Here is a 25,507-nt window from a genome sequence, read left to right on the forward strand (position 1 = left end):
TTTCGGGACCGAAACGCCTGTATTCGACCGGTATATACCGTCTGTCGGCTATCGTCGGCCGCCGGTTTGTTCCCGCCCAGACGCCGTTTGCGGGAACACAGCCCTTATGTCGGAGTCTGGCCAACTACGCGCAATGGGATCCGGCCCGCCGTCTTCGTCACCCCCCGGAAATCCGGACCGTCAGGATGCGGCGAACAGCCGCGAACCGGGATCGCTCCTCGCAGCGGCGGATATCGCGAGCTTTCGGATCCGACCGGATGGGACGATCACCGACGTCAACGACGCGTTCGCGTCGCTGACCGGGTACGACCGTTCGGAACTCCTCGAGACATCGTTTTCACGGATTTCGGGGGCGGACGCTCCCTCCCTCGAGTCTATCGTCGCCGAGGAGAGCAACGGACGGCCGGTGTCTACGACGCTCCCGATTCGGACGAACGCGGAGACCGTCCGCTCCGAGGACGTCCACCTCGAACTCCTCGAGTCCGACGGGGACGAGCCACGGATCGCCGGCGTCATCAACCGCCGACCGGTCCCGCCCGAGTCGGAGTCGGACGGCGGACTCACGTACGGTCGGACGTTTCAGGCGCTCGCCGACGCGCTCCCCGATGGGATTATCGTCCTCGACACGGACAGCGAGATCCAGTACGCCAACCCCGCCGTCGAACGCATTCTCGGCTACTCGGCGGACGAACTCCGCGGTTCGAGCAAGGTCAACATCATCCCGCCGCGCCTTCGCCAGACGCACCTCGACGCGCTGCAGCGGTACCTCGAGACCGGCGAGCGGAACCTGAACTGGACCTACGTCGAACTGCCGGGACAGCACGAAGCGGGCCACGAGGTCCCGCTCGGCGTCTCCCTCAACGACTTCGCGTACGAGGGAGATCGATACTTCGTCGGCCTGTTCCGAGACATTTCGCCGCGGAAGGAAGCCGAGCGAACGCTCACGGCGAAGGTCGCCCAACTCGAGTCGGTCGCCTATCTGGGTCGGCACGCACTCGAGAGCACGGATACCGACGACCTGCCGGAGAAAGCGGCCGAACTGGTCACGACGGCGCTCGACGTCGAGTGCTGTGCGCTCCTCGAGAGCACCCCCGGCTGCCCCGACGACCTGTTTCAGGTTCGCTCGCAGGTCGGCTGTGCGGACGCGCTCATCGAGAACGAGACGCGACGCTCGGACGAACGCAGTTCGCTCGCGGGTGCGACGCTCGACGCGAGCGAACCCGTCGTCGTCGAAGATTTCGAGGCCGACGCTCGCGTCGTCGACACGGTGGGTGGAGGCGACACCGGCGTTCGCAGCGGTATCGGCGTGACCGTCGGCCCGCTGACCGATCCGTGGGGCGTCCTCACCGTCTACGACGTGGAGCTCCAGGAGTTCGCCGACCACGACGTCGATTTCCTCGAGAGCGTCGCGACGATCATTTCGACCGCCCTCGAACGCCAGTCCTACGAGCGTCGACTCAGCGACACCGTCGCCGAACTCGAGGAGTCGAACGAACGGCTCGAGCAGTTCGCATACGCGGCCAGCCACGACCTCCAGGAGCCGCTGCGGATGGTCTCGAGCTACCTCCAGTTGCTCGAGAGTCGCTACGCCGACAACCTCGATTCGGACGCCGAGGAGTTCATCGCGTACGCGGTCGACGGCGCCGAACGCATGCGCGACATGATCGAGGGGCTCCTCGAGTACTCTCGGGTGGACTCGCAGGGGAAACCGTTCGAACCCGTCGATCTCGACGCGCTGCTCGAGGACGTCCTGACCGACCTGCAGGTGATGATCGATCGGCACGACGCCGAGATCACGGCGGAGTCGTTACCGGAGGTCCCCGGCGACGCGAGCCAGTTCCGACAGCTGTTCCAGAACCTCCTCTCGAACGCGATCGAGTACTCGGGCGACGAGCCGCCGCGAATTCACGTCGAGACCGAGCGAACCGGCCGGAACTGGACGATATCGGTCCGTGACGAGGGGATCGGGATCGATCCGACGGATTCGGAACGGGTCTTTCAGGTGTTCCAACGGCTGCACAGCCGCGACGAGTACGACGGAACGGGGATCGGGCTCGCGCTCTGTCGGCGCATCGTCGAGCGCCACGGCGGGGAGATCTGGGTGGAGTCCGAACCCGGCGAGGGCTCGACGTTTTCGTTTACCCTGCCGCGCGAACAGCCGGCCGAGCGGCTTCGGTAGGGGTCGTTCCTTCGGAGCAGGTGTTTACGCGAGCTTCCCGTCGCGGCCCACCGTTTCTCACCGTCGCAGTCCGCGTCTCTCTTCGTCTCCCGTCTCTCACCGTCTCGCGTGTTTCACCGTCGCGGCCCACCGTAACGGCCATACGAATCGATCACGTGGGTTGGTGCATGAACTTCGCGCCGGGGGCCTGGAAGTACGCGATCCTCCCGTTGCTCGCCGCGCCGTTCGCGTTCGTCTTCAGCGTGACGGCGAGTCTCGTCGCGCTCGCACTCGGTGCCGGAACGCTCGCGTTCTTCCGCGATCCGGAGCGAACGCCGCCGCCGACGGGCGTGGTCTCGCCGGCCGACGGGAACGTCTCCGTGCTCCGCGAGGAGGGCGACCGCGTTCGGCTGGGCGTCTTCATGAACGTCTGGCACGTCCACGTCGTCCGCGCGCCCTTTTCCGCGTCGGTGACCGACGTCGAGCACGTCTCCGGGGCGAACCGGCCGGCCTTCTCGAAGGACTCGGACCGGAACGAGCGCGTGCACGTGCGGTGTGAAACCGAGTCGTCGAATCTGCCCGCGTCCGGATCACTCGAGGCGACCGACGGGACGGCTGACCCGGACGAGGTGGTGGACTCGAGCGATGCGGATCCCACCGCCGACGGCGGTAGCGCTGCCGTCGCCGAGGATCCGCACGCGAAAGCCGACCAGCCGCTGAGCGACGCCGAGGTGACGCTGATCGCCGGCGCGTTCGCCCGTCGGATTCACCCCTACGCCGAGCGCGGCGACGAACTCGAGCGCGGCGACCGAATCGGCCACATCGCGTTCGGCAGCCGGGTGGATCTCCTGTTTCCGCCCGAGGTGGATCTCGAGGATATCGACGTGGAGATCGGGGACGCGATGACGGCTGGGGAGACGGTGGTGCTCGAGGCTCCCGTTGGTGCGGAGATCGAACTCTGATCACCGCGATACAAAACCAAATTCTCACCACCGCCGTGCCAATATTCGGCTCCCTTGGACGATTGAAGTCTCGCGATTATCAGTCATGATCTTGGGCGAAAGTATCAACCGATGGTAATCAGATAGCTAACTATCGATGCCGTCCCAAAACAATTTAGATACAGTTCAGCCATTTATTGGTGAGAAAGAAACCGCGATCAATGCACAATCGAACGAGGTAGAGACGTTCCTTCTGACTGATCGGCGGCTGTTTTCAGTACGAGCGAGTGGGGGAGACACTGAGCGGACATTGATAGACACGCTTCACCTCGATCTGGTGGGCGGAACGAAGATAGAACAACAAAAGAAACCCGATCTCGACCAAGAAACAGTCGGATATGGGATACTCTCCATCGTCATCGGGTTTGTCTCCTTCGCAGCGGCAGCAGGCCTCGAGGGGAGCCTAATGGGATTGATGTTGGTGATTGGATTCGGTGTCGGTCTCATGGGCATTATCTTGGTGATTGAGGGCTACAGCGCTGCGGATGGCAACGTAACCATCAAGTTGCAAAGTGAAAGCGGCGATGTGATGCAAGAGATCCGTCTCGGAGAGGATCAACTTGCATTCGGTGAAGCGATCTCGAGGGCTGTTAGTAATAACATCACCCAGCCGGATGAGGTCTCACGAAAAGTTGGCAACTAACCCTACTTTTGTCCGGTGTCGCCAAGGCGACAGGGCCAAAAAATTACAGCGCCCCTGCCCATCCTCCGCACGTAGAACTCCAGTTGAAGCACATGAAACGGTGGTTGATCCTACGAGAGTTTATCAGTGATGGCGAAGCCAAACTGGTCCGTTATGCGACATCCACAAGATGACTTGTTGATCGTCAATAGACTTGCTCTACTCGCTCATGAATACAAGGGAACACCTATTGAAGACCATGCGTTTGAGTTGGCCGTCGAGATCGCGGATCAGCACGGACTCAGTGTAACTGAAGCAATCAGACAAAGAGAAGAAAGGAGATGTGCCTACTGCTGGGACTGAAATTGTGGCTAGAGCTGAGGTCACAAAATAACCGCCCCGCCCTCCGCACCACGGAACTGAAACATAGGTGTTTGGGTCCCGCCGAGATGAATACGTGAAAACATACCCATTAGTTGTTTGGCAAAATGGAAGAGTATAGAAGTCGAAACACCCAGATTTCGGAGACGGTTGTCAACTCTGCCTATATTTATCAAGATATGGCTTAAATAAGTTGTCTAAATACCACTTAGTTATATATTTATATTCTCTTACTGATTGCCGTATTCCCCGCGGTTTTTTATTGGTCACGTCCCAGTTTATTTCATCATCAGAATCGGCTATTCCAAAAATTGAAAGTCGGTGGTCTTGATTAACTAGTGAAGTATGTTCTCGATCGGAGTTGATAATAAAATTACAAATTGGCTCATCATGCGATTCTCCAGACATATCTTCATATCTGACGAATACGTAACAAATCATTCTATTTAACCCTATATCTGCTACTTTGTCAATCAGGTCCTCCCTCGACCATATAACATTCTCTTGACCACTCTCAAAATTATACATCACTATACTTTCAAGCTCAAGACGGTTTGAAGGTTTTAATGACGCCCCTGATGGTATAAGACCTCTTTCTTTAACGGTGCCACTGAATGGATATTGTTTATCTAAATCTCCCCACAATTCCTCATTTGATTCAAAGACTGATTTCAAATAACTACCGTTTTTCCTTTTTGCATATTCTTCTGTAGATACAGGCCGTCTAATTGAGAATGGATATTCAAACGCTGGTACGTAGCATTTGGAAAAACATCGCAAATTTATTGCGGATCCGTTACCGACATTCTCAACATCTATCTTGACCACATCTAAACCACACTCGTTCTCTATCTCATAATCATGAATCGTTAAATTAGGAAAGTGATTAGCTTCCATCCATTTTTCTTGCTCATCTTGGATCTCTGCTTGCTCTCTCTGTATGTTTGTCTGTCTAAAATATAAATATACGAGTGATAACGATAATACTAGTGATCCAATTCCGCTGATTACTTGGGACCACTGTTGCAGCCAATCAAAGATATTCACAGATTCAACAAATAGAGAAATCATTGAATGTTTATCACATTCCTATGAGAGTGGACGGTATATAATTCCTGTGTCTATACGGGAAGTTTAATCCTCACTCCTCTCCCCTTCCGGTTGCACGCTGGCAAACCTGGTCTCCCGAATATGCACACGAGCTGAGAATATCTGTGTGTACAGTGAAATCCAAACAGGTGTTTTCTCAATTAGAATCCAGTCGCGGTGTTTTATGCTCTATATTGAGAATACAGGATAAGGAATGGACGAAGCGACTCAGAAAGAAGTCGAAGAAGCCATTCAACAGATCGAGCAGAGTGAAGAAGCGGTTGACGAGATTATCATTGCAGACGAGTGAGTGTGTCGAAACTAATTGAGAGCGTATCGGAATTCCGGAAACTGCCCTCCGTTGCTTATCTGCTGTCCGCTCACTCTGGATTACATGGGCAAAACAAACCCCACCTACCGCGACACACTCAGTGAATTTGAAAACGAGTGGTCACCCTACCACAGAGCACTCCGTCTTGAATATCAAGATCACTTCGAACGACTGTTCGACCAAGCGCGGAACTTCGCTGACGCTGGGGGGATCCAGAACCACCCCAATCCGATGACCACACACCTCATCTCGATTCTACTTGCCCAAGAGTGCCGGATTGCCAACCTCGAGGAGCAACTCGAGGCGGAGAATGAATAACACCGGCAAAAGCCTCCTCTGACGGCCAGTAGGCTTAATCACCCGTGCTCAGATAATCCATCTGACGGGGGTGAGGAGTACTGTCGTTGCCGACAGGTTCCGTTCGACTTGGGACATTCGTAACCCACCGTCACCGGTCGAGATCGTGCCAACGTCAATAGCCACTGACGCCCGATCTCTGATCGGCCCGTCCGATTGACACACCACCAGCGGATGGGGAGCTCCGACGTCGGTCCACCACCGACGTCTTTTGAAGCAGTAGATCCGATCAGCTCTGCCGAAACTCTCCGTGGGTGAGACTCGAAACTCACAACGATAAGTACAGGCGATACAGTGTTCGGTATCAGTTTAGCGATCACTCGCTACGCTATCGGGCCAGCCGTCAGATCGATATGAACTACTTTGTCTTTCTCTTCTATATATGTGGAAAGAATGTCGGGACTGTCACTGGAGAGAGTATGTACTTTTGTGATTATTCCTGTCGTATGTTCGACGGATGCCTCATCTGATGAGGCGTCTATCTGCGGAACGAGAATTTCCTCGCCGATGAGATCATGTTCGGACAGAGTATCGGCGCTCTGAATCCGATACCGGATCGGCGAAGACGTCGAACTGATAGTCATTCGAATTAGACATAGCCAACAGCAGTCAGATATTCGGTGATAATAGCACCCCTTTTGATGTGCTGGAACGTGTCTTTTTCCCTGAGGTCCTCGTTCTATAGCCATGATATAAGTAGCTCAATTTATACTAAAAATTTTAATCTTGTAGACTGAACTATGAATAGTGGAAGTAAAACATCAACGCGATCGGCAATGTAGAATCCGGTACTTCGTTCAGTTCGCAGATGTATGACCCAGATCACGCGCTTCTTTGGAGAATGATTCGGTGAGAAGCTATGATCAGTGCAGGACGTTCATATATCATTATCGCCCTTGAGGCTGCAAAGGCGCAGAATCATTTTGACAGTTTGTCCGACTATAACGGGCTAATCATCAATTTGATACCAACACTGATCAGTATCGGCCGCTATATTTATGACGTATAAAATACAGTTGGTATATTATGAAAATCGAAGCAGACCGGGTCCGTGAGCAACTTGAGTATAGGTTTGGTGATGAACTTCGAAGCGTTGGTTACTACGACGAAGGCGATAGTGAACATGTGTATATTCGAAATGATGTCAAAAAGAAATATGACACTTCGGAGATTAAGAACGTTTTCCGAGATGCACGTTTGGAAGCAATTGACCAAGATCATCAAGAATCGCTATATATTCATGGTGACTTACAATGCGTTCTACGATGTTTCGAGAATGCGATAGAGTTACACCTCATCAAAGACCAAAATAAAGGGGTATTAGCTGCTATCGATACTGCTGCAATAGACGACCTTCAAGGAACAATCGAATCTGCAGTAGTTGCACTCGAAGAATCTGACTCCTGATGGATTTCCTGTACCTCAGTACAGGCCTGTAATCACTTTTATGAGGACGCTTATGAGAGACAAAAGTCGAATTTTCCGCTGGCAAGTACAGAATAGGGTTCAAACGACCGCTCAATAAACATCCATAGTTATCGTTTGAATGAACGTCGATTAGAGTGGCTGAAATAAGCGGCAGTGATCAGTACAGACGAAGTTGTTCTTTTTAGTTATCTTGCCCCCCCTAAACTGAAGTTCACTACTAGGGTAGGATCGCCAATGAATCAGGACCAACTATCGCTACAGTGCGATTGTACGCCGGTAGGAGTTCACCACTATGATAGCGACAGCGACACGGCCCCTGCTGACGCGGTCATTAGAGCAATTGCGGTGGTGACAGATACCAAGCCAGAAGACCTTGCGCCATTGTACGAGACGATCGATACGGAGGCGCTCAACGAGTTGTTTGAGCACCACTCGAATGCTCCCCACTCAGGAGAACAAGTCCTTGCTTTCACCGCTGACGGATGGAATGTTTTTGTTCGAGACGATGGTCAAATACGTGTTTGTGATCCAACTGGGCCAGACACTCCATCGCCAATTTTCGAGTAAATTGATGTCGCTGTATCACTGGCCCTATCCGTAGCTGATAGAATAACCGGTGATCAATAAGCATGTGGACTTACCGTGGTGTTCAGTTGATTTTCATCTGAATAGAACATCGTAAAAGACAGGATTAATGCAACTCCTGGCGGTTGAACGTCGAGAGAAACGGTTTCCTCGATATGAACACGAACCGAGTACCAGCCGTGTTCATATTCGGCCCATAGCCCACGAGATCGCCACGGTCACCGCGCCGATCACACCGGGCCAGACCCCTTCTTTATAAACTAAGACCGTTTGAGTGAACCGAAAAAACTAGGCTAGGCGGGTTGTGTTCACGGCCATGTCTCACTCAGAGACGCCCGGATCGGTTCGAATCCGGACTGACGACGGTAACGAATGGCGATTCGACGCTATCCAGAAAGCCTCCCGGTTCTACGACTGCAACCGGAGCAACGCGGTCGCGTTCGCCTGCGAAGACGTCGACCAGCTCGTCTCCGCAGCTACGCACGTCCTCGAGCGCGACGACCTCACTCGCGAACAGCGCCGGGAGATCGCCGAAACGCTGAGTACTCGGGCAGTTAAATTTACTGTTGAGACTGAACTTTCAGTTACGACGAAAGGTGAGATGTGATCTGGAGACCCACTGAAACCGCCGAGAGATTTGTCCTTCGCGGCAAGTACAGGTAATGCACGTCTCACTCGTACAAGAACAGTCGTCGAGGGAGATACGTAAACGACACATTAATAGAGTTGTTTCACCGGAAAGAGACGAGTTGGTTCATCTCCACCAAACTTCAGCCGGTACTGGGAAACAACCATGTCTTTGTAAGTGCCAGAGCTATAGATATTGGAGACGCACACTTATTTGTCGGGGCACAATGGAAATCCGCCGCCATCGTCTCGTGTCATCACAGCCTGCCCCGGCCCTGTTGACGGTAAAGGCGATCCAGTCGAGCAGCGCTCAACAGCAACTCAGAATCGGGCCTCGCCGCCGAGAGTAACGAGTTCTAATCCTAATTGGGGCAAGTGCATTAGAGGGTTATTCTTCTGCATCTTCACTTCAACAACTGCCAAGACCTGCCGAAGTAGCAGTTGTTAGCCGGTTTCGTTGCCGCCCTCGGTCTCGTTGCCGCCCTCGGTCTCGTTGCCGTCGCCACCACCACCGCCGCCACCTTCGACCTGAATATTGCCGACCATCGCATCTGGGTGCACCTCGCAGACGTACGTGGCCATCTCGCTGCTGGCCTCGAACTCCAACCACTGGTCGTCGCCGGGATCAGGGGTCACCTCGGTCGCAAGGTCGTCGACGATCTCATCGCTGTCGTCGCGGATCTCGATGTTGTGATCCTGACCGTCGCCCTGAGTCCAGCCCATCTCGTAGGTTTCTCCCTCTTGGAGGATGAGCGTCGGGTTCTCCTCGTCCGCGATCGAGTCGGGCGCGATGCCGACCCAGCCGGCCGTCTGCCCGTCGAACTCAATCTGCGTGCCGGGCTCAATCTCGATGCCGTCACCGCCGTCACCGCCGTTACCGCCGTTACCGCCGTTACCGCCACCGTCGTTACCACCGTTACCGCAGCCGGCGACGAACGCTGTCGACGCTGCGATACCTGTCAACTCGAGCATCCGCCGGCGAGAGAATCGCTCATCTCGTGCCATTGGATCGGTGTAGTGCTCAACACGAATAGCCAGATCCCTGTCTAATGCATGGGGACCAAATCCTATCAGATAGGTACTCGCTGCGCATGAATAATATCCGATAGCAGTTATAGAATCAATGTCCAGTACGCACGTGTAGTGTGCATGGCATTCACGAATATCAGTAGTTAAATAATAGGTGTCACTGGAATCGCAAATCAGAATATGTCGTTTATCGGAATCTTCGCCTGCTCGGTTCCACGATGGTCGCCGCCGCCGTGCCACTTGAGCAACGGCAGACTCGAGGACTTCATCATTTTGTTGTTGACAACTGTACAGCCGGAGCGGCCGTGTGGACGGTAGACGACGAAACAGTACCAGCCGCCCGCTCGCCGGAGCTTTTCGTGATATTCCCTGTAGACCTTGAAATTCCCCGGCTGGCCGTCGCTGTGCTCGAGCATCGTGCTCTTGATTTCTACCGGCGTTCCGTTCTGAAACTTCGCGTCGTGCCAGCTGGCCCGCTCAAGCGTGAACTGCCGCTTCTTCGCCATCCGTTTCTCACACGCCGTCCCGAAGTGATTCGCTCGCTTCGAGCGGTTCACGGATCGTTCCTCCGTTCGTCTCGCCAGCGCCGATCGGCTCGAGCCGTCGACCACGTGAAGAACCCGGCGAAGAACAGACCCATCACACCCAGCCCGTACCCGCCGGTCGCGATCGCCAACGCGGAGCCCGCGATCGTGACGCCGATCCCGGCGAGGTTCTGTCTCGAGAACACACCCCGCTCGTAGTCTCGCCGTAGTTCGTGGGCCAGATCGACAGCGGTGAACCGAGCCACATCGACCAGATACCGGAGCACGACTGTCACGCCGATCGACCCCCATCACGTGCGACGCGATTTTTTCGAAATCGACATCTAAAAAATGTCTGTTTCCTTAGGTCTTGCGCGCGCTCCACGCGTGGTAATATATAATCCTCCGCTGTTCGTGAGACGCTCCGCCCATCGGTCGCGTCGCTCCCCTCGGGAGCGAGCGGTGGGCTTTGGGCTGCACCTATACTAAAGGGGGATCGGTTGCGGTTTACAGGTTTACACCCTGACGCCGTCATGCGATCACCTGCTCGACAATGTTAACCCACTCTCGCTTCTCGCCGCCTTCATCGATGTCTTTCCACCAATTCGAGACAGTAGCGTGGCTATAGGGCACGAACTCGGCGGTTTCGCGGGCCGACATTCCCTGCTCTCGGCATGTTTCCATCGTCCAGGCGGCCACCTGTTTCACCTCGTCTTCGGCAATCGCCGGCCCGTCGCCGTCTCCCGCAGGTGCGTTCCACGACCAGTCGGCCTCGTCGTGCGTGTGCGGTTCGTAGTCTGCCGGCGGAATGCCGGTGAACGGCCGCGGATCGACGTCCTGTAGCTTCCCGCCAGAGATCCGCTCGGCGACGACCGCTTTCCCCTTGTTGTTGCGATCGGGTTTCTTGATGATCGTGCCGACACGCCACAGCATCGGGTGGATCGACGATTCGTCGTGCCCGATGTAGATGAGCATCCCGTTGTACTTCCGGATCTTGAACACCAGCGGTCCCATCAGTTTCCGGACTTTCTGGCCGTCTTCACCAGTCCCCGAGGCGTTCGTCGAGAACTCGTCACCGACGAACGCTTTCGGTTGCTGCGGATTCTCGACCGGATTCCCGTCCTGCTGGACCCACTCGCTCAGGAGCGGGTAGTTAGGAATCCAGCCGTCCTCGATGCTCCCGTCGTCACGAACCCAGTCGTCGTTCCGCGGAAGCGTGCGGATATTTGATCCGACGAGGAGATTACCGTCGACCCACCGATCACGCAGCTGGAGGAGCAGACACGCGAGGTTCGTTTTTCCGGCACCCATCTCCCCCAAGACGACTATCACCGGGGCGGGACCGGCCACGATCTCCTGTAGCCTGGTGATCGCTTTGATACCGGACAGGTCGGCCTCCTGCGACGGGTCGCCGATGTAGTGTTTCAGCGTCAGCGTGTCGCCGTTATTGAGCGCTTCTCGGGCTGTGTGTCCGCCTTCGCCGCGGAGGATGTCGCGGTTTTTCTGGACGTCCATGTACGTTGCCGACGCCTTCCCGTCCCAGCGGTCGGGATCGTGATGCAACGCGCGCACGGTCATCTGACGGTCGATCTGTTCGTCTCGCACGAACCCCGAATGCGGAAGAACCTCGTCGGGATCACGCGCCAGGTTACCGTCCTGCCACTCGCGAAAGCCACCGACCGTGAAGTTGTCTTGCTCGTCGCTCATCGGTCCCCTCCGTTGGTATCGTGACCGACGACGAACGGCGTTATCGAGGTCTTTCGCTGTTTAGCTAACAGCGGTGCGAGCGCCGCCGTCTTGAGCGCTGTGTTCGTCCGTCCGGTCCCTCGAGCGTTCGCCTCGTCGAAAACGAACACTGGCGGTACGTCGACCGTCTCGTCGCAAAGTTCGCCGTCGTGGATGTATCTCATTGATCAGTCCCTCCGTCGGTTGCAGTGGCCTGTGCTCGAGTCTGCGGTGGTCCGCTGACCGTGTTGATTCCGTGCTCGTCGCTGTAGTCCTCGACGTACTCAGTGACGTCCTTAATCTCGTCTATATCGGCGTCTTCGGCGTCGCTTTTGGCCGATTCGAACCTATCTTTAACCGATGTGCGCGGGTTCATCAGTCCGCGCTCGTCGGCCTCGGCTTCCTCGTTGATCACGTCGCCCTGAATCTGGAGCCCCATCTTACTGATGCGGCCCCGGAGCCGGTTGAACTCGAGGAAGGCCTCGACGAGATCGCCGTGGATGTCCTCGAGCATGGCCTTCGTCGTGACGAGTTTCGAGTCGGCCATCTGGCTGAAATAACAACCTCGAACGATGAGCGTTCCGTGCTCGCCCTGGTCGGGATGCCAGTCGAACTCTCGAACCTCGAAGGATTCCCCGTCGTTGACCGAGTACGGAGACGGTCCCTCGACAGTCTTCTTTGCCCAAACCTTGGGTTCGACGTAGAACTTTTTTCGAGCGTCAGTCACGCCGTTGATGTGGTAGACTTCGACCATTCGGCGCTGTCGGAGCGCTCGTGCTCCCGTGACGAACAGGCCGAGCAGCGGTGGCCCCAGGAGCAACAGCGCCGCGAACCAACCGAAGACAATCGGGGGGATTCCGGGTATCGACGGCCGAATCCAGATCAACGCGGCACCAAGCGAGACCGCGAGACCGAGAACGATCAACTGCCCCTCCGCGGCGATGTGGGTGAGCCGATCCGCCCAGCCGCCGAAGGTGTTGCTCGTGTCGCTCATGCTTCAATCACCCCGCTTTCCTCGGATCGAATCACGTACCACGAGCCGCCCCCGGCCATGCCGACCGTCATGATGACGCCGGAGAACAGCCCGCTCTCACCGCCGAAGTGACGAAACGGATTCTGTTCGACCTGACCGATGCTGAGGGTCGCGCCGCCGCCCTGCGCGAGTGACCGCTTCGTCGCGATCGCAACGCCAGCCCCCTGCCGATCGGTGACCGGCATGGTGATCGTGTTGTTCCCCTCCTCGATGTCGAACTCTCGGTAGTTGAACGAGCCGTCGCCTTCCTCGTAGTCGCCACCTTCGGTGACCGAGACGGCCGTGTCTTCGTCGGCCTCGATGACTATCTCGAACATTCCGGGGTTGTAACTCCAATCGACGATTCGCGTCTCTGAGTCGATTTCTCGAACGTAGTCCTCGTTCGGTTCCACCTCGGGTTCGTCCTCGAGCTGATCGTCGCTCGAGTTCGTCGCGTTCTCTTGTGCGGCGATCGCGCTGCCCATGCCGCCCATGCCCATCGCTGCAAGCAGGGCTATCGTCGTGGCAAAAATCAAAATCCGTCTCATGGTCAGTTGTTACCTAGGCCGGGAATGAGGTCCGTCACGAATCCGACCACCGCCAGGACCACCACGGCGATAATCCCGAGTCCGATGAGTTCGCCGCCGCTATCGAGTCCGAAGTCGAAACCCGGTAGTCCGATACCTATTCCGTCGTCTTCGTCTTCCGTGTCGTCTTCCGATTCTTCGTCAGTTTCGAGTTGTTCTTGCATGGACTCTACCTGTTCCATGTAGTTCGCGAAGTCGCCAGCGCCTTCGGTGTCGTACTCAGGCGGGTCCCACGGCGGTTCTTCCGTTTCGACTTGGTCAGCGTCGTCCTCGAGATCGTACGCTTCGAGGATATTCAGTACGTCGCGGGTGTACTGAATATCGTCCTCGGAGTCGTAGCCGTCGACGGTCTCGATGATCGTACTGATATCGTCGCCGGTCAGGTTCTCGAGATCGGAGATCGTGTTCTCGTTGACGTGTTCGACGTTCTCGCCTCCAGCATCGTACATCGCATCGACCTCGAGCACGCCGTTCCACAGGTCCGTTTGGCCGTCGTCGAAGATCAGAGACCGACCTCCGAGACCGTCGATGGGTTCTGCGAACTGGACGGTTTCGATTGCCCTCGTGTTCTCGCCGACGTTCATTTCCCATTCTACGGAACCCTGCTCTGTCTCGAGACAGAGGATGTTACCGTAATATTCGGAAACGATTACGTAGTCGTCACCGGGGACGCTGCAGACATGCTCGATTTGACCTTCCGTCTCAACAGCAGTGGTCCAGTTCTCGTCGCCGTTCGCGTCTGCAGTAACCGAACGTATCTCGGCTTCTAAGCCGATGTACAGCGTTTTTCCGTCGTCAGAAAGGTCGAACCAGTGAACACGGTCAGTGCCGTACGATAGGTTGAATTTTTCAGTGCCGTCAGCAGGGTCCAGTGCAAACAGAGGACCGTCAGCAGTGTACAGCGTCTCCTCGTCCGGCGAGAGGACGATTTCATCAGCGCCGACGTCGTGGGCCTTTGTCCAGAGTTCGTTACCGTCTTTGTCGAAGGCAGTTACCGTTCCGTCACCGCCGTCGCAGACGTACACGTTGCCGTCAGAGTCACCTACGGCCCCTCGGGGCCTTCCGTCGATCGTGGCGTCCCACAGGTGGGTTCCGGTTTCTGCATCGAGAACGTGTATTCCGTACTCGTAGTCGCCTACGTAGACTCGGTTGCCGTCAGGGCTGTAGTCGACACAGTACGCTTGTGCGTCGGTGTATGACCACTTAACCGAGCCGTCAGTCACGTCATACGCCCTCACGGGCGCATCAGTGCTGAACGGTTCGGGTACGCAGACGGTCGACTGGTCAGGCGAGATCGTAATATCGTACAGGTCTTCGGCTTCGTCGATCTCGAATAGTTTGTTGCCGTTCATATCGCAGGCGACCACGCTTTCGTCATGTGTGACGTAGTAGAACGGCATCCCTACGGCGTATCTGCTTCCCGGCTGGTATCCCCCTTCGGGGAGGTTTTCACCGAAAACGACGCCGTTATACGACTCGTTTTCGACAAAGCCGTCCGGGTGCGAGTGTCGATCGTCGAGGTCGGGGTCGGTGGAAACGACAGTTTCCGTTGCGCCCGACCACGTCACGTCCATGCCAGAGACGATCGAGAAGTCCGGTTGTTCCATGCCCAATTGCTGGAGCATGGCGATACGGAATCTCTCGTTCGACGGGTCGCTCGTTCCCGCGAGGAAGTGTACCATTCCTTCGGGGCTTCGGATCTGGTCAGAAGTGACGTTACCGGCGTTCAGTTCGGCGTACAGGTCCTCGACGAAGCTCTGCGAGTAATTGCCCGTAACAGTGTCACTGTCTGCCCAAATACGGTGCAGGAGTTTGCAGAACTCGCGGCCATCGAAGACGTTCGCCGTTGCGAGGTGATCTTCCTCGTCGACGCCGTCCGGTGTGTAGCTCGGGATCTGGAAGCGGTAGTCCCACTGCAGGTCAGTGAGGCCGTCGACATCCGGGTGAACGAGTTCTTTCGTTTCGTCCCACGAGTTGACGATCTGTTCTGATATCATGGGGAACGAGCCGACGATCTCGTCATTGGTTACGTTGTAGACGTCGACGATCGGCGTGACGAGTTCCGCTTCACTGTACTCGCCGAGCACGTCGTCATGTTCGTCCTCGTTCACGTCCGAGATCATCGTCCCGTCGTGAAGTTCGAACGTCTCTACCGTGCGTTCGCCAGTCAATTGCAGTTGGAAGTTGTCGCTTGTGTTCGGGTCCTCGGCAGCAGCAGTGACGTAACCCTCGAAGTTTTCGTAGTGTTCGCCGTCCTCGAGCAGCGGCTCGGCAGCGCCAGCGATGTATCCCAGTTGCAGGGCCGATTTGTTCGTCGTGTGGATGTGGTTGAACTCAGGCGTCTCGTAGTGTTGGCGGATCCGCTGCAGGGCGGCATCAAAGCCAGTCGACGCATTTGCTCCGTTTTCCCACGCCGACGAGATCCCGTGGCGAGCCGCGAGGTTCGCGACGGGCCGTGCGTCGTTGAGGCGGTTGCTGAAGTTGACCTCGTGATGTGCGAGGGACTGTGCTTCCGAAGTTGCCATCTGGTGCAGGATCGCCGGGTCCGACGTCGGGTCCGTCGCGACGTCGTCGCGAAGCGCTTCGTAGGACGCGAGAGCGACGAGTCCGGCTCCGCCGAAGGCGAGCACGCCGTACTTGTAGTTCCCGCTGCTGGCAGCAGAGGAGACGGCGGATTTCACACCTGCGACTATACCGTACGTGCTTGGGTTGTCGATAGCGGCGGCCGTCCCGCTCGAGGCCGCCCCGCCCGCCGCGATCGCCGCGGCCGTCCCCTTGATGAACGTCCGCCGATCGAGCGAGCAGCCGGGGACGACGTCGTGGGCTGTGGGCTGTGGGCCGCTATCTTCTGCTGAACTCATCATTCACCCCCCGAACGGACTCGAGCGACCACGCCGGCCACCGCGATCGCCGCGATCGCGACCGCGGCACCGAAGCCAGGCGAGCCGTCAGCGGAGTCACCGAACGACACGCCGCCGACCGCTTCGTCATCCGGCTCGAAGTATCCGTCTCGAATACGAAGTACCGCTTTCGAATGCTTAACGGGTCAAACGCGCGGGTATACGATCTCGAACTCGACCCGGCATCATCCGATGGCAGTGCGTTCGTACAGATCGGAAGCGATGGTGGACTGCTTGAAGCACCACTCTCACACGATCGACTTCGTATTTCACCGGCGGAGCGATTCGACGTCATCATTGATTTCTCGAATTATCCGATCGGGACAGAAGTGACCCCCACGAATCGGCGTGGATCGGGAAAGACGGCTGACGTCATGCAGTTTGAGGTGACCCGCGAGGAATCCGATGAAAGTGAGATTCCATCGACGCTAACCCGAAACTTGACACGATAGAACTCTGGGAGCTCGATAGCGACCCTGCCCATCCTGCTCATCTGCATCTGGTTCACTTCAAAGTCCTTTCCCGAAATGGCGGCCCTCCAAGTCCGTACGATGCGGGGTGGAAAGATACGATGTTTTTGGACGGAGATACCGTCGAGATCGTTGCTCGGTTCGGACCGTACCGTGGGAAGTACGTCTTCCATTGTCACAACCTTGAGCACGAAGATATGATGATGATGGCAAACTTCGAGGTGGTCTGACGTGAGTCTGGATCCCCAACTGAAGTCGGAGAGATCACCGTTTGGCTCTCTCACCGGTGAGTCGGTTACTCGACTGCATTATTTCACAGCTGGTCTTGCTTTCGTGGTAGAACTGTTCTATCTCTGGGTAGCGGCGGAGGCGCTGTTATTCTGGCCAGTACACGGTGCGTTCTTCGCGGCGATCGCTATCGGGCAGGGGATACTTGGTATCAGTCTGTTGTTCGGTCCCGGTCGATGGACGTTCAGACTAGAAATTATATTCAACGCCGCCATTATGGCGCTCTGGACTATCGTCCGTATCGTCGAGACCATGTTTCCTGTCTGGATCATTGCCGTTCGAACCCCTGTTGACGGCGTAGCGTACATCGTAATGGCGCTCGTGCTATCACTGTTCCTCTCTTTGATATGGGTGTGGAGAAATTCGAGATCAGCGTAATGCGGTCCCGTCGTAACGTAGCTAACGCTGTCGGAAAAGTGGGAGTAGTCCCGGCGGACGCAGTTACCTGGTGCTCTTTCTGGGCACACCGCATCGCTCGAGTCGACGCTGCAGCCTCGAGTGGCCGCCGTCGTGCCGACGGCGGAGTCTCTGCACGACACCGACTGTCACGCGGGGCTCAGTCGATCGACTCGAGTCCGATTACTCGATGTACTGTTGTTCCCACTCTCTCCGTTCTTCGATTTGCTCGAGCCCACTGTCACTGATCGCGTAGTAGTTCGTTCGGCGATCGAGTTGTCCTTTCTCGACGAGCTCTTTGTTGACGAGCGTATCGAGATTGGGATACAGTCGGCCGTGATTGATCTCACTGTTGTAATACTTCTCGACTTCGTCTTTTACTTCCTGGCCAGACGGCTCGTCGGCCCCGGCGATCACGTACAGAAGATCGCGTTGAAATCCGGTCAGATCGTCCATGTTGCAACCACACCGACACACCAACTGTTCGACTATTTGTTATCGTTCTCGTATCAACTGTTTCTCGACTGTGTGTGCGGTCTAACTGAGATAATTACAGTGATAGTCAGTTTCACTGTCGGTAACAGACGGCTACAGGGGACCGTCGTCGGCACACCGCTTGCTGGTGTTTTGTCACTCGAGATGCCGTACGTGAGCGTCTCGCGTCTATTCGAGCTAGTTTTGGCTGTGCGAGACAGTCAACGACTGCTTACTGTCAAAACGACGAGTAGACAACGTACGTATCGATCGGTGTATATTCGGATGACAGTCTCAGTGATCAGACATAATCAAAATACGAACGATAATCGACATTTGACTGTCGTAGCGCTCGAGGAGCGCGATGTGTCTCACTCGGTCGTCGGTTTCGATGTCAGTCGAGTGCGCGGTCCGTCGCTATCGCGGTCGCTCTCCGCGTAGTCTGCCGAAGAATGTGAATTGGATTGTGAAATCCGCTACCGAACGTGTAAAGCCGTGTTACAGGCGGGTGACGTTGGTGGCGCGGGGGCCCTTGGGGGCCTGTTCAATATCGAATTCGATGTCTGTGCCTTCCTCGAGGTCCGGACCGCCAACGTCTTCCATGTGGAAGAAAACGTCATCGTCTGCGTCGTCCGTCTCAATGAAACCGTAGCCGCCTGTGTCGTTGAAGAAATCAACGTTTCCTTTCGCCATTGCAACCAAAGAGAGTGCCGGACCACGTATAACAGTTGTGTTATACTCGTCCTCTCGAGAGACAGACACACGCTCGACCGAAACTAGCGAAAAATCGAATCTGAGCCCCCGTCTCTGCGTTTCAGAACTATATAAAATCTGATCATAACTCTCTCACAACCGTGGGAAATACCCGTTCAGGGTGGCTACCGATCGATTTCATTCGAACTCGAGTGACACGTTCGATCACACTCGCTCTCGACTCGCTCCAGGAACCGACCGGACCGCGTTCGTACCGTCCCGCTCGAGGTGGTCTCGAGGCCGTCTCGAATCGTTTAGGTGGCTTCGACGATACGCGACGTGCATGACGCAGTCGAAATCGCTATCACAGCCGCCCGCTGCCCCGACGATCGCGCAGGTAGCGCTGATCGGGCTGTTCGTGACGGCGCTCGTGACGGCGCAGTTGACGGCCTCGAAAGTGCTCGCGTTCTCGCTGCCGTTTTCGCTCCCGGTGACGGGCGCGGAGCTAGTGTTTCCCGGTGCGGCACTCGCGTACGCGCTGACCTTTCTGGCCAGTGATTGCTACGCGGAACTGTACGGTCGACGGGCGGCACAGGTGGTCGTCAACGTCGCCTTCGCGATGAACTTCGTCGTCCTCGTACTCGTCTGGTCGACCATCGCGGCCCCCGCCGCAGAGACGAGTATCGACCCCGGCACGTTCGCGGACGTGCTGGGCGCGTCGACGAACATCGTCCTCGGGAGCCTGCTCGCGTACGTCGTCAGCCAGAACTGGGACGTAATCGTCTTCCACCGGATCCGCGACTACACCGGTCGCGAGAAACTCTGGCTGCGAAACGTCGCCTCGACGGCGAGCAGCCAGGCCATCGATACCGTCATCTTCGTCGCGATCGCCTTCTCGCTCGCGCCTGCTGTCCTCGGCGTCGGTCCCGTGCTCGGCGTCGGCCAACTCCTGGCGCTGATGGTCGGCCAGTACCTGCTGAAACTCGCCATCGCGATCGTCGACACGCCGATCGTCTACGCGGTCGTCTCCTTCGTCCGCTCGCGCGAGCCGACGGCCGACGACGAGACGACGGTCGCCTGATCGACGGCCCGTCTCCGCCGGTCGATATCTTCTCTCGTCGAACGAGGACGTTTAGTAACCCGCCTCGAGAGGGACCGGTATGGACGAACGCGTACGCGAACACGCCGAGGTACTGGTCGACTGGAGCGCCCGGGTCGAGGCGGGTGACGACGTCGTGCTCGCCGTCGGACCCGACGCCCACGAACTCGCGGTTGCGGTCGCCGAGGCGCTCGGCGAGCGGGGGGCGAACCTGCTCGCGACCTACAGCTCTGGCGAAATTACGCGCGCGTACCTTCGCGCGAACGGTGGTGAGTTCGACGAGAACCCGGCCCACGAACTCGCACTGGTCGAGAACGCCGACGTCTACCTCTCGCTCGGCGGCGGGCGCAACACGAGTGCGACGGCGGACGTACCGGGCGAGACCCGGCAGGCCTACAGCGCTGCCAGAGACGAGATCCGCGAGGCTCGGATGGACACCCGCTGGGTGTCGACGGTCCACCCGACCCGGTCGCTCGCCCAGCAGGCGAACATGGCCTACGAGGAGTACCAGGAGTTCGCGTACGACGCGATCCTTCGGGACTGGGAGGCCCTAGCCGCGGAGATGGGCCGAATGAAGGACGTACTCGACGACGGCTCCGAGGTTCGCCTCGTCTCCCGCGGGACCGACATCTCCATGCAGATCGAGGGCCGGACGGCGGTCAACAGCGCCGCGTCGGTCGCGTACGATTCGCACAACCTCCCCAGCGGCGAGGTGTTCACCGCACCGTACGCCACCGAGGGCGCGGTGACCTTTGACGTCCCGATGACGCTTCACGGCGAATCGGTCTGGAACGTCCGCCTCGAGTTCGAATCCGGTGAGGTCGTCGACTACGACGCCGAGCAGGGCGAGGACGTGATCGCCGAAATCCTCGAGACCGACGCGGGGGCGCGTCGACTCGGCGAACTGGGTATCGGCATGAACCGCGGCATCGACCGCTACACGGACAACATCCTCTTCGACGAGAAGATGGGCGACACGATTCACCTCGCGCTCGGCCGCGCCTACGATTCGAACCTCCCCGACGGCGAGTCCGGCAACGACTCCGCGGTCCACGTCGACATGATCACCGACGTCAGCGAGGACTCACGACTCGAGGTCGACGGGACCATTGTTCAACGTAATGGCCGCTTTCGGTGGGAAGACGACTTCGAGTAACCGACCGTCTGCGGATTATGCGTTCCGTTCGCGTTCGCGTGTTATTCGCCACATCCGACAGTAGCAGCCTGTTAATCACCTCTTATGTGCTGTCAAGCCACACCATGAAATCGGGAAGCGGCTGCATAATAATGTAGGGAATCGTCGTTGGAATCGAGTACCGCCATGACCGGTGGCGGACAAGTAATCGGTCGGGACTTGCTGCTCGTCCCATACGCTGCCGCCGACTGAGCATCGGTGGGCAGTGTATTCCCTTTCCACAGTTGTCTGCCCGCCCCGCCGGAGGCGGTACGTATCCGGCGATCACCGTCTTCGTACCGGTGTTCAGCATCGTCCGACAGTCTCACCCTTCCCGAGCGCCTACGCCGACCATGCGCGATCAGCTCCGGGCTGGAGTCGCCATCTACAACGCCGGCTACTACCACGCCGCACACGACGCCTGGGAGGCACACTGGCTCGACCTCGAGGCCGGCACCGAGGACGAGCAGTTGCTCCACGGCTTGATCCAGTTCACGGCCGCGGTCCACCACGCCCGCGGTCGCAACTGGGAGGGTGCCGTCGGGTTGGCCGAAAGCGCTCACGAGTATCTCGCCGGATTGCCCGCCGACTACCGGGACGTGGCGCTCGCGCCGCTGCGATCGTTCCTCGAGGCGCTCGCGGCGGATCCCGAACTGCTTGAGCGCCGCCGACCGATTCGACTCGAGCACGAGGGATCGGCACCGACGCTTACGGATCTCGACTTCGAACCGACGGCGGTCGCGGCAACCGTCCTCGCCGACGAGTTCGGTTTCGACGAGGTGCCGATCGAGCAGGCTCGAACCTACGCTCGTCGGGATCTCGAGGCCGGCGACGACGGCAGCCGGTTCATCACGCTCCTGTTCGATTTCGTCCGCGAGGACGAGCACCGGGGGATCATCTCCCAGCGCCTCACCGATCACGTCGGCCGGCGGCAGGCTCGAGAGGCAGACGTCGAAGGGCTGTTCTAGCGATCGTTGGCGATTCGTTTTCGGTGTTCAGCACGGAGGCCGAAACTGAACCGCCGGGATTCGGGGCGTTCATCTACCAACATCCCGTCGAGATCTCTATCAGCGACGAGGTATGTCCGGCTGAGAGTGAGGAATACGAGCCGAGACACTTATACTCCCTCACCAGCAGACTCTCCCATGGATAGGCGCCCCGAACGTCCTCCTGAGGCGCAAATATTACTGGTCGAAGACAACCCCGGAGACGTGCGTCTCATCGAGGAAGCGTTCCGGGACGGCCAGATCAACAACCACCTCCACACCGTCTCCGACGGGCAGGAAGCACTGGACTTCATTCATCGCCGAGACGACTACGAGGATGCGCCCCGTCCGGATATCGTCTTATTAGACCTGAACTTGCCGAAAGTGGACGGTGAAGACGTTCTTCACGAGATCAAACAGCATCCGGAACTGGAACAGGCACCCGTGATTATTCTCTCCGGTCTGGACGAAGACATCGTCGAATCACGCGATCTGGACCACGATGCGGACGAGGATGCGGTCATCGAGAAGCCGGTCGCCCCCGGCGAGTTCGTCGACGTCATCCGCGAGTTCGACGACTTCCGGTTGTCGGTCGTTCGCACTTCCGAGGAGTAGGACGGAAATACGGAGTCCTCGCGTAGCTACGTGGATCACCGATCGGACGGCCGATACTCACTTCGGTACCGATCTCTCCCGTACGTTCCGCGAGTTTCGAACGGAACGCCGAATACCGGACCCGCGCGACGACCTCCTGTTCCCTACTCGTGGCCGGCGACGGGCAGCGGTTCGTACGGTTCCTCGAGGTAGGCCATATCCGACGGCGACAGATCCAGTTCGATGGCCTCGACGGCCTCCTCCAGGTGCTCGACGCTGGTCGTCCCGACGATGGGCGCGTCGACCCACTCCTTGTGGAGCAGCCAGGCGAGCGAAATCTGGGCCATCGTAACGCCCTTCTCGGCCGCGAGTTCCTGAATCCGCTCGTTGATCTCCTCGCCGCCGCCCTGGAGGTACGGAATCTGGTCGAGGTACTCGTCCGTCTGCCCCCGCGTCGTCGACTCGAGGGCCTCGAGCGGGCGGGTGCCGACGCCGCGGGCCAGCGGCGACCACGGGATGACGCCGACGTCCTCCTTCTCACAGAGGGGCAACATCTCCCGCTCCTCCTCGCGGTAGAACGCGTTGTAGTGGTTCTGCATCGTCGCGAAGCGCTCGAGTCCCAGTTCGTCGCTCGTCTGCAGGGCCTCGGCGAACTGGTGGGCCCACATCGACGAGGTCCCGACGTATCGGACCTTCCCTCGCCGCACGGCATCGTCGAGCGCCCGAAGCGTCCCCTCGATCGGCGTCTCGTAATCCCAGCGGTGAGTCTGGTAGAGATCGACGGTGTCCATTCCGAGTCGCTCGAGGCTCGCCTCGAGTTCCTGCTCGACGGTCTTCCGGGAGAGGCCGCTCGAGTTCGGGTTGTCGGGATCCATCTCGGCGTACACCTTCGTCGCGACGACCTGTGCGTCTCGGTCGTAGCCCGCGAGCGCGTCGCCCAGAATGCGTTCGGATTCGCCCGTCGAGTAGACGTTCGCCGTGTCGAAGAAGTTGATTCCGAGGTCGATCGCGCGCTCGATGAGTTCGGTACTCTCCTCGCGGTCGAGCATCCAGTCACGACCGGTACCGAAACTCATGCAGCCGAGGCCGATGCGACTGACCGACATACCGGTCGACCCGAGCGTCGTGTACTCCATAGGACCCTCTGCGACGGCCGACCGTTAAAACGTCGCGGCTCGGGTATCCGGTCGCCGGCTTCCGGTTGCGACGGCGGAGAACGAAACTGCCCGCGTCAGTCGTGATGCGCGGAGTTGTCCCGCGGCTCGTAGCCGAGTGCCTCTCGAGCCCGGTCGATCGAGTAGTATTTCCGGTCGTTGTCGGAGATGCCGTAGACGATCTCGTAGCCGTAGTCGGCCCGAATACAGCGGTCGAAGAGGTGCGCACAGTCGCGGTAGGAGAGCCACATCGCCTGGCCGCGCTCGTAGTCGATCGGCGGGTGCCCCCGGGTGAGGTTCCCGATGCGGACGTTGACGACCGAGAGGCCGTGCTCGTCGTGGTAGTAGCGACCGAGCGCTTCGCCGGCGACCTTCGAGACGCCGTAGAGGTTGCCCGGTCGAGGGAGTTCCGTCCCGTCGAGCAGGTACTCGTCGTCCTCGCGGTACATGTCCGGCGTCCGATCTTCGGTCTCGTAGGCCCCGACGGCGTGATTGGAGGAGGCGAAGGCGACCTTCTCGACGCCGGCGTCGACGGCGGCCTCGAAGACGGTCTGGGTCCCGTCGATGTTGTTCGTCAGGACGCTGTCCCACGGTGCGGTTTTTCGGGGGTCACCCGCGAGGTGGAGGACGACGTCGATGCCGTCCATCGCCTCGCGGACGGTCTCCTCCTCGGTGATGTCCGCCACGACGAATTCGCCCGGATAGTCCTCCGTCGGCGGATCGCGATCAAGCAAGCGCCACTCGTGTTCGTCCGCGAGGCCGTCGAGGATGGCCTCCCCGACGCGCCCCGCAGCCCCCGTCAGCAGGACCGACTGTGCCATTCGTTCGGTGGGAGGGAAAGCGGCGATAAGAACCATGCGGTTCCGAGTCGGTACGACCGATGGTACCGTGCGTCCGGTCCCCAGTGGCGCGCGCCGTCGTCCGGCCGAACGAGAGTGAGGACGGACGTCGACCTCGTGCGAGGGATGAGTGAGTGAACGGGATCGCGGCGCGACGCGCCGCGGAACGGCAACGATCAACGACCGTGAACCAGTGACCGAACGAATCGGTTGGGGAGGGTGTGGCTCTCCTAGCCGCCAGTGCGAGCAGAACGCTCGTCTTTGCGTCACCGCGTTACGGATCGCACCGTCCACTCGCATCGCAACCCCCTTGCCAACCCACCTCGAGCATTCGAACATGTCGACCGATACGGACCCCACGGACGCCGAGGCCGCCTGCTTCGAGGCCGGCATCAAGTTCGGTACGCTCTACCACCAGTTCGCCGGCACGCCGGTTTCGCCGGACAGCGCCGCGAGTCTCGCGCGGGCGATGGAGGACTCGATCGAGAACCAGCCCCACTGTACCGAGGTGACCGTCGACGTGCGAATCGACGAACTCGAGGCCGAACTCGCCGACTCCGTCGCCGACTACACCGAACTGACGGGTCGATTCCTCGAGGTCGAGATCGTGATCGACTACGACGGCTGTGAGGTCGTCACTCGGATGGAAATGGAAGACGGCTACCCGCTGATGCGCGTCGCGTCGGTTCGGGGACGGTAGACGATTACTTTGTGAGCGGAGTGAACGGAGGTGTTTGGTGGGATTCGGTATGGTCGAGCGTTCTGCTGTCGCTGGCAGCGGTGATTTCCACGCCCTCCCCAGCCGATTCGCTCGCGCCACGGTCGCTCGCTCATCCACAGAAAGACGCTTCGCGTCTTCCACGCAGTCGCTCGTGTTACTCGCGACGACCTCGCACGTGTTCGAGCCGCGGTTCGCTAATCGCTCACCCCGACTTGGCGCGCGCCACCGCACGTGGTTTGTTCGGTCTGTAGCGGACACTCCTC

At 58.3% G+C, this 25,507-nt stretch carries 29 protein-coding genes; 14 read left to right on the top strand and 15 right to left on the bottom strand.

The genetic code is table 11. The features are described 5' to 3' along the window. Window positions 1-133 precede the first annotated feature (133 nt). The 3 genes from ACSFC7_RS06680 to ACSFC7_RS06690 all read left to right on the top strand — a co-directional run bounded on the left by ACSFC7_RS06680 (window position 134) and on the right by ACSFC7_RS06690 (window position 3,802). Window positions 134-2,179, top strand: coding sequence for a PAS domain-containing sensor histidine kinase (locus tag ACSFC7_RS06680; protein WP_436346950.1), 2,046 nt, complete (start codon window positions 134-136; stop codon window positions 2,177-2,179). A 167-nt stretch (window positions 2,180-2,346) separates the two neighbouring features. After that, the gene (locus ACSFC7_RS06685) at window positions 2,347-3,120 is read left to right on the top strand and encodes a protein sorting system archaetidylserine decarboxylase (RefSeq protein WP_436346951.1); all 774 of its coding nucleotides are present in this window, start codon (window positions 2,347-2,349) and stop codon (window positions 3,118-3,120) included. A gap of 136 nt (window positions 3,121-3,256) precedes the next feature. Next, entirely contained in the window at window positions 3,257-3,802 is a 546-nt protein-coding gene (locus ACSFC7_RS06690; RefSeq protein WP_436346952.1) for a hypothetical protein, read from the top strand. 513 nt (window positions 3,803-4,315) lie between these two features. On the opposite strand, the gene ACSFC7_RS06695 is transcribed toward ACSFC7_RS06690, so the two are convergent. Beyond that, complete coding sequence (locus tag ACSFC7_RS06695; protein WP_436346953.1) at window positions 4,316-5,209, bottom strand: hypothetical protein; 894 nt, start codon at window positions 5,207-5,209, stop codon at window positions 4,316-4,318. A 436-nt stretch (window positions 5,210-5,645) separates the two neighbouring features. Here ACSFC7_RS06695 and ACSFC7_RS06700 point away from each other — a divergent pair, with 436 nt between their 5' ends. Further along, complete coding sequence (locus tag ACSFC7_RS06700; RefSeq protein WP_436346954.1) at window positions 5,646-5,900, top strand: hypothetical protein; 255 nt, start codon at window positions 5,646-5,648, stop codon at window positions 5,898-5,900. 362 nt (window positions 5,901-6,262) lie between these two features. On the opposite strand, the gene ACSFC7_RS06705 is transcribed toward ACSFC7_RS06700, so the two are convergent. Next, the gene (locus tag ACSFC7_RS06705) at window positions 6,263-6,523 is read right to left on the bottom strand and encodes a hypothetical protein (protein ID WP_436346955.1); all 261 of its coding nucleotides are present in this window, start codon (window positions 6,521-6,523) and stop codon (window positions 6,263-6,265) included. Window positions 6,524-6,965: 442 nt separating this feature from the next. Between ACSFC7_RS06705 and ACSFC7_RS06710 the strand changes: the two genes are divergently transcribed. The 3 genes from ACSFC7_RS06710 (at window position 6,966) to ACSFC7_RS06720 (ending at window position 8,559) form a co-directional block, all read left to right on the top strand. Beyond that, window positions 6,966-7,346, top strand: a complete 381-nt coding sequence (locus ACSFC7_RS06710) for a DUF7522 family protein (protein ID WP_436346956.1) — start codon at window positions 6,966-6,968, stop codon at window positions 7,344-7,346. Between the two features lie 255 nt (window positions 7,347-7,601). After that, complete coding sequence (locus ACSFC7_RS06715; RefSeq protein WP_436346957.1) at window positions 7,602-7,934, top strand: HalOD1 output domain-containing protein; 333 nt, start codon at window positions 7,602-7,604, stop codon at window positions 7,932-7,934. Window positions 7,935-8,268: 334 nt separating this feature from the next. Beyond that, complete coding sequence (locus ACSFC7_RS06720) at window positions 8,269-8,559, top strand: DUF7692 domain-containing protein (RefSeq protein ID WP_436346958.1); 291 nt, start codon at window positions 8,269-8,271, stop codon at window positions 8,557-8,559. 464 nt (window positions 8,560-9,023) lie between these two features. Here ACSFC7_RS06720 and ACSFC7_RS06725 read toward each other — a convergent pair whose 3' ends face one another. The 9 genes from ACSFC7_RS06725 to ACSFC7_RS06765 form a co-directional block, all read right to left on the bottom strand. Next, window positions 9,024-9,551: a cupredoxin domain-containing protein gene (locus tag ACSFC7_RS06725; RefSeq protein ID WP_436347922.1), complete on the bottom strand. Its 528-nt coding sequence runs from the start codon at window positions 9,549-9,551 to the stop codon at window positions 9,024-9,026. A 230-nt stretch (window positions 9,552-9,781) separates the two neighbouring features. Beyond that, window positions 9,782-10,165, bottom strand: coding sequence for a hypothetical protein (locus ACSFC7_RS06730; RefSeq protein ID WP_436346959.1), 384 nt, complete (start codon window positions 10,163-10,165; stop codon window positions 9,782-9,784). Further along, window positions 10,162-10,428, bottom strand: coding sequence for a hypothetical protein (locus ACSFC7_RS06735; protein WP_436346960.1), 267 nt, complete (start codon window positions 10,426-10,428; stop codon window positions 10,162-10,164). The genes ACSFC7_RS06730 and ACSFC7_RS06735 overlap by 4 nt, the downstream gene beginning before the upstream one ends. 235 nt (window positions 10,429-10,663) lie before the next feature. Then, window positions 10,664-11,839, bottom strand: a complete 1,176-nt coding sequence (locus ACSFC7_RS06740; RefSeq protein ID WP_436346961.1) for a hypothetical protein — start codon at window positions 11,837-11,839, stop codon at window positions 10,664-10,666. After that, window positions 11,836-12,042: a hypothetical protein gene (locus ACSFC7_RS06745; protein ID WP_436346962.1), complete on the bottom strand. Its 207-nt coding sequence runs from the start codon at window positions 12,040-12,042 to the stop codon at window positions 11,836-11,838. The genes ACSFC7_RS06740 and ACSFC7_RS06745 overlap by 4 nt, the downstream gene beginning before the upstream one ends. Next, window positions 12,039-12,851: a hypothetical protein gene (locus ACSFC7_RS06750; protein WP_436346963.1), complete on the bottom strand. Its 813-nt coding sequence runs from the start codon at window positions 12,849-12,851 to the stop codon at window positions 12,039-12,041. Before ACSFC7_RS06750 ends, ACSFC7_RS06745 begins: the two co-directional genes overlap by 4 nt. Continuing rightward, window positions 12,848-13,417 (bottom strand): hypothetical protein, encoded by a 570-nt coding sequence (locus tag ACSFC7_RS06755; protein ID WP_436346964.1) that lies wholly within the window; start codon window positions 13,415-13,417, stop codon window positions 12,848-12,850. Before ACSFC7_RS06755 ends, ACSFC7_RS06750 begins: the two co-directional genes overlap by 4 nt. Before the next feature lie 2 nt (window positions 13,418-13,419). Further along, window positions 13,420-16,317 (bottom strand): PQQ-binding-like beta-propeller repeat protein, encoded by a 2,898-nt coding sequence (locus tag ACSFC7_RS06760; RefSeq protein ID WP_436346965.1) that lies wholly within the window; start codon window positions 16,315-16,317, stop codon window positions 13,420-13,422. Continuing rightward, window positions 16,317-16,427, bottom strand: a complete 111-nt coding sequence (locus tag ACSFC7_RS06765; RefSeq protein WP_436346966.1) for a PGF-CTERM sorting domain-containing protein — start codon at window positions 16,425-16,427, stop codon at window positions 16,317-16,319. The genes ACSFC7_RS06760 and ACSFC7_RS06765 overlap by 1 nt, the downstream gene beginning before the upstream one ends. A gap of 377 nt (window positions 16,428-16,804) precedes the next feature. Here ACSFC7_RS06765 and ACSFC7_RS06770 point away from each other — a divergent pair, with 377 nt between their 5' ends. Continuing rightward, window positions 16,805-17,056 carry a multicopper oxidase domain-containing protein gene (locus ACSFC7_RS06770; protein ID WP_436347923.1) on the top strand — a complete coding sequence of 84 codons (252 nt, stop codon included), beginning with the start codon at window positions 16,805-16,807 and terminating at the stop codon, window positions 17,054-17,056. 1 nt (window position 17,057) lies between these two features. Further along, window positions 17,058-17,492 (top strand): hypothetical protein, encoded by a 435-nt coding sequence (locus tag ACSFC7_RS06775; RefSeq protein ID WP_436346967.1) that lies wholly within the window; start codon window positions 17,058-17,060, stop codon window positions 17,490-17,492. A gap of 201 nt (window positions 17,493-17,693) precedes the next feature. Here the strand turns inward: ACSFC7_RS06775 and ACSFC7_RS06780 are convergent, their stop codons facing one another. Both ACSFC7_RS06780 and ACSFC7_RS06785 read right to left on the bottom strand, forming a co-directional pair. After that, window positions 17,694-17,966 (bottom strand): PadR family transcriptional regulator, encoded by a 273-nt coding sequence (locus ACSFC7_RS06780; RefSeq protein WP_436346968.1) that lies wholly within the window; start codon window positions 17,964-17,966, stop codon window positions 17,694-17,696. Window positions 17,967-18,482: 516 nt separating this feature from the next. Continuing rightward, a complete protein-coding gene (locus ACSFC7_RS06785) occupies window positions 18,483-18,677 on the bottom strand; it encodes a cold-shock protein (RefSeq protein WP_006187181.1) in 195 nt (64 codons plus the stop codon). Window positions 18,678-19,020: 343 nt separating this feature from the next. Between ACSFC7_RS06785 and ACSFC7_RS06790 the strand changes: the two genes are divergently transcribed. From ACSFC7_RS06790 to ACSFC7_RS06805, 4 genes are all read left to right on the top strand, one after another. Further along, window positions 19,021-19,758 (top strand): queuosine precursor transporter, encoded by a 738-nt coding sequence (locus ACSFC7_RS06790; protein WP_436346969.1) that lies wholly within the window; start codon window positions 19,021-19,023, stop codon window positions 19,756-19,758. A 79-nt stretch (window positions 19,759-19,837) separates the two neighbouring features. Next, window positions 19,838-20,932, top strand: coding sequence for an aminopeptidase (locus ACSFC7_RS06795; RefSeq protein WP_436346970.1), 1,095 nt, complete (start codon window positions 19,838-19,840; stop codon window positions 20,930-20,932). 371 nt (window positions 20,933-21,303) lie between these two features. After that, window positions 21,304-21,918, top strand: coding sequence for a DUF309 domain-containing protein (locus ACSFC7_RS06800; RefSeq protein WP_436346971.1), 615 nt, complete (start codon window positions 21,304-21,306; stop codon window positions 21,916-21,918). 177 nt (window positions 21,919-22,095) lie between these two features. Beyond that, window positions 22,096-22,551 carry a response regulator gene (locus tag ACSFC7_RS06805; RefSeq protein ID WP_436346972.1) on the top strand — a complete coding sequence of 152 codons (456 nt, stop codon included), beginning with the start codon at window positions 22,096-22,098 and terminating at the stop codon, window positions 22,549-22,551. A gap of 143 nt (window positions 22,552-22,694) precedes the next feature. Here ACSFC7_RS06805 and ACSFC7_RS06810 read toward each other — a convergent pair whose 3' ends face one another. Both ACSFC7_RS06810 and azf read right to left on the bottom strand, forming a co-directional pair. After that, window positions 22,695-23,666 carry an aldo/keto reductase gene (locus ACSFC7_RS06810; protein ID WP_436346973.1) on the bottom strand — a complete coding sequence of 324 codons (972 nt, stop codon included), beginning with the start codon at window positions 23,664-23,666 and terminating at the stop codon, window positions 22,695-22,697. A gap of 95 nt (window positions 23,667-23,761) precedes the next feature. Continuing rightward, window positions 23,762-24,505 carry an NAD-dependent glucose-6-phosphate dehydrogenase Azf gene (azf, locus tag ACSFC7_RS06815; protein ID WP_436346974.1) on the bottom strand — a complete coding sequence of 248 codons (744 nt, stop codon included), beginning with the start codon at window positions 24,503-24,505 and terminating at the stop codon, window positions 23,762-23,764. 355 nt (window positions 24,506-24,860) lie between these two features. Here azf and ACSFC7_RS06820 point away from each other — a divergent pair, with 355 nt between their 5' ends. Next, on the top strand, window positions 24,861-25,223 hold the full coding sequence (locus ACSFC7_RS06820) for a dihydroneopterin aldolase family protein (RefSeq protein WP_436346975.1): 363 nt from the start codon (window positions 24,861-24,863) through the stop codon (window positions 25,221-25,223). Window positions 25,224-25,507 lie beyond the last annotated feature (284 nt).

This window comes from Natronorubrum halobium, from assembly GCF_051351675.1.
GTDB lineage: Archaea > Halobacteriota > Halobacteria > Halobacteriales > Natrialbaceae > Natronorubrum.

Coding starts and splice junctions, on each gene's coding strand:
- ACSFC7_RS06680 (WP_436346950.1), top strand. CDS start 134: ATGGGATCCGGCCCGCCGTCTTCGTCACCCCCCGGAAATCCGGACCGT.
- ACSFC7_RS06685 (WP_436346951.1), top strand. CDS start 2,347: ATGAACTTCGCGCCGGGGGCCTGGAAGTACGCGATCCTCCCGTTGCTC.
- ACSFC7_RS06690 (WP_436346952.1), top strand. CDS start 3,257: ATGCCGTCCCAAAACAATTTAGATACAGTTCAGCCATTTATTGGTGAG.
- ACSFC7_RS06700 (WP_436346954.1), top strand. CDS start 5,646: ATGGGCAAAACAAACCCCACCTACCGCGACACACTCAGTGAATTTGAA.
- ACSFC7_RS06705 (WP_436346955.1), bottom strand. CDS start 6,523: ATGACTATCAGTTCGACGTCTTCGCCGATCCGGTATCGGATTCAGAGC.
- ACSFC7_RS06710 (WP_436346956.1), top strand. CDS start 6,966: ATGAAAATCGAAGCAGACCGGGTCCGTGAGCAACTTGAGTATAGGTTT.
- ACSFC7_RS06715 (WP_436346957.1), top strand. CDS start 7,602: ATGAATCAGGACCAACTATCGCTACAGTGCGATTGTACGCCGGTAGGA.
- ACSFC7_RS06720 (WP_436346958.1), top strand. CDS start 8,269: ATGTCTCACTCAGAGACGCCCGGATCGGTTCGAATCCGGACTGACGAC.
- ACSFC7_RS06725 (WP_436347922.1), bottom strand. CDS start 9,551: ATGCTCGAGTTGACAGGTATCGCAGCGTCGACAGCGTTCGTCGCCGGC.
- ACSFC7_RS06740 (WP_436346961.1), bottom strand. CDS start 11,839: ATGAGCGACGAGCAAGACAACTTCACGGTCGGTGGCTTTCGCGAGTGG.
- ACSFC7_RS06745 (WP_436346962.1), bottom strand. CDS start 12,042: ATGAGATACATCCACGACGGCGAACTTTGCGACGAGACGGTCGACGTA.
- ACSFC7_RS06750 (WP_436346963.1), bottom strand. CDS start 12,851: ATGAGCGACACGAGCAACACCTTCGGCGGCTGGGCGGATCGGCTCACC.
- ACSFC7_RS06755 (WP_436346964.1), bottom strand. CDS start 13,417: ATGAGACGGATTTTGATTTTTGCCACGACGATAGCCCTGCTTGCAGCG.
- ACSFC7_RS06760 (WP_436346965.1), bottom strand. CDS start 16,317: ATGAGTTCAGCAGAAGATAGCGGCCCACAGCCCACAGCCCACGACGTC.
- ACSFC7_RS06780 (WP_436346968.1), bottom strand. CDS start 17,966: ATGGACGATCTGACCGGATTTCAACGCGATCTTCTGTACGTGATCGCC.
- ACSFC7_RS06785 (WP_006187181.1), bottom strand. CDS start 18,677: ATGGCGAAAGGAAACGTTGATTTCTTCAACGACACAGGCGGCTACGGT.
- ACSFC7_RS06790 (WP_436346969.1), top strand. CDS start 19,021: ATGACGCAGTCGAAATCGCTATCACAGCCGCCCGCTGCCCCGACGATC.
- ACSFC7_RS06795 (WP_436346970.1), top strand. CDS start 19,838: ATGGACGAACGCGTACGCGAACACGCCGAGGTACTGGTCGACTGGAGC.
- ACSFC7_RS06800 (WP_436346971.1), top strand. CDS start 21,304: ATGCGCGATCAGCTCCGGGCTGGAGTCGCCATCTACAACGCCGGCTAC.
- ACSFC7_RS06805 (WP_436346972.1), top strand. CDS start 22,096: ATGGATAGGCGCCCCGAACGTCCTCCTGAGGCGCAAATATTACTGGTC.
- ACSFC7_RS06810 (WP_436346973.1), bottom strand. CDS start 23,666: ATGGAGTACACGACGCTCGGGTCGACCGGTATGTCGGTCAGTCGCATC.
- azf (WP_436346974.1), bottom strand. CDS start 24,505: ATGGCACAGTCGGTCCTGCTGACGGGGGCTGCGGGGCGCGTCGGGGAG.
- ACSFC7_RS06820 (WP_436346975.1), top strand. CDS start 24,861: ATGTCGACCGATACGGACCCCACGGACGCCGAGGCCGCCTGCTTCGAG.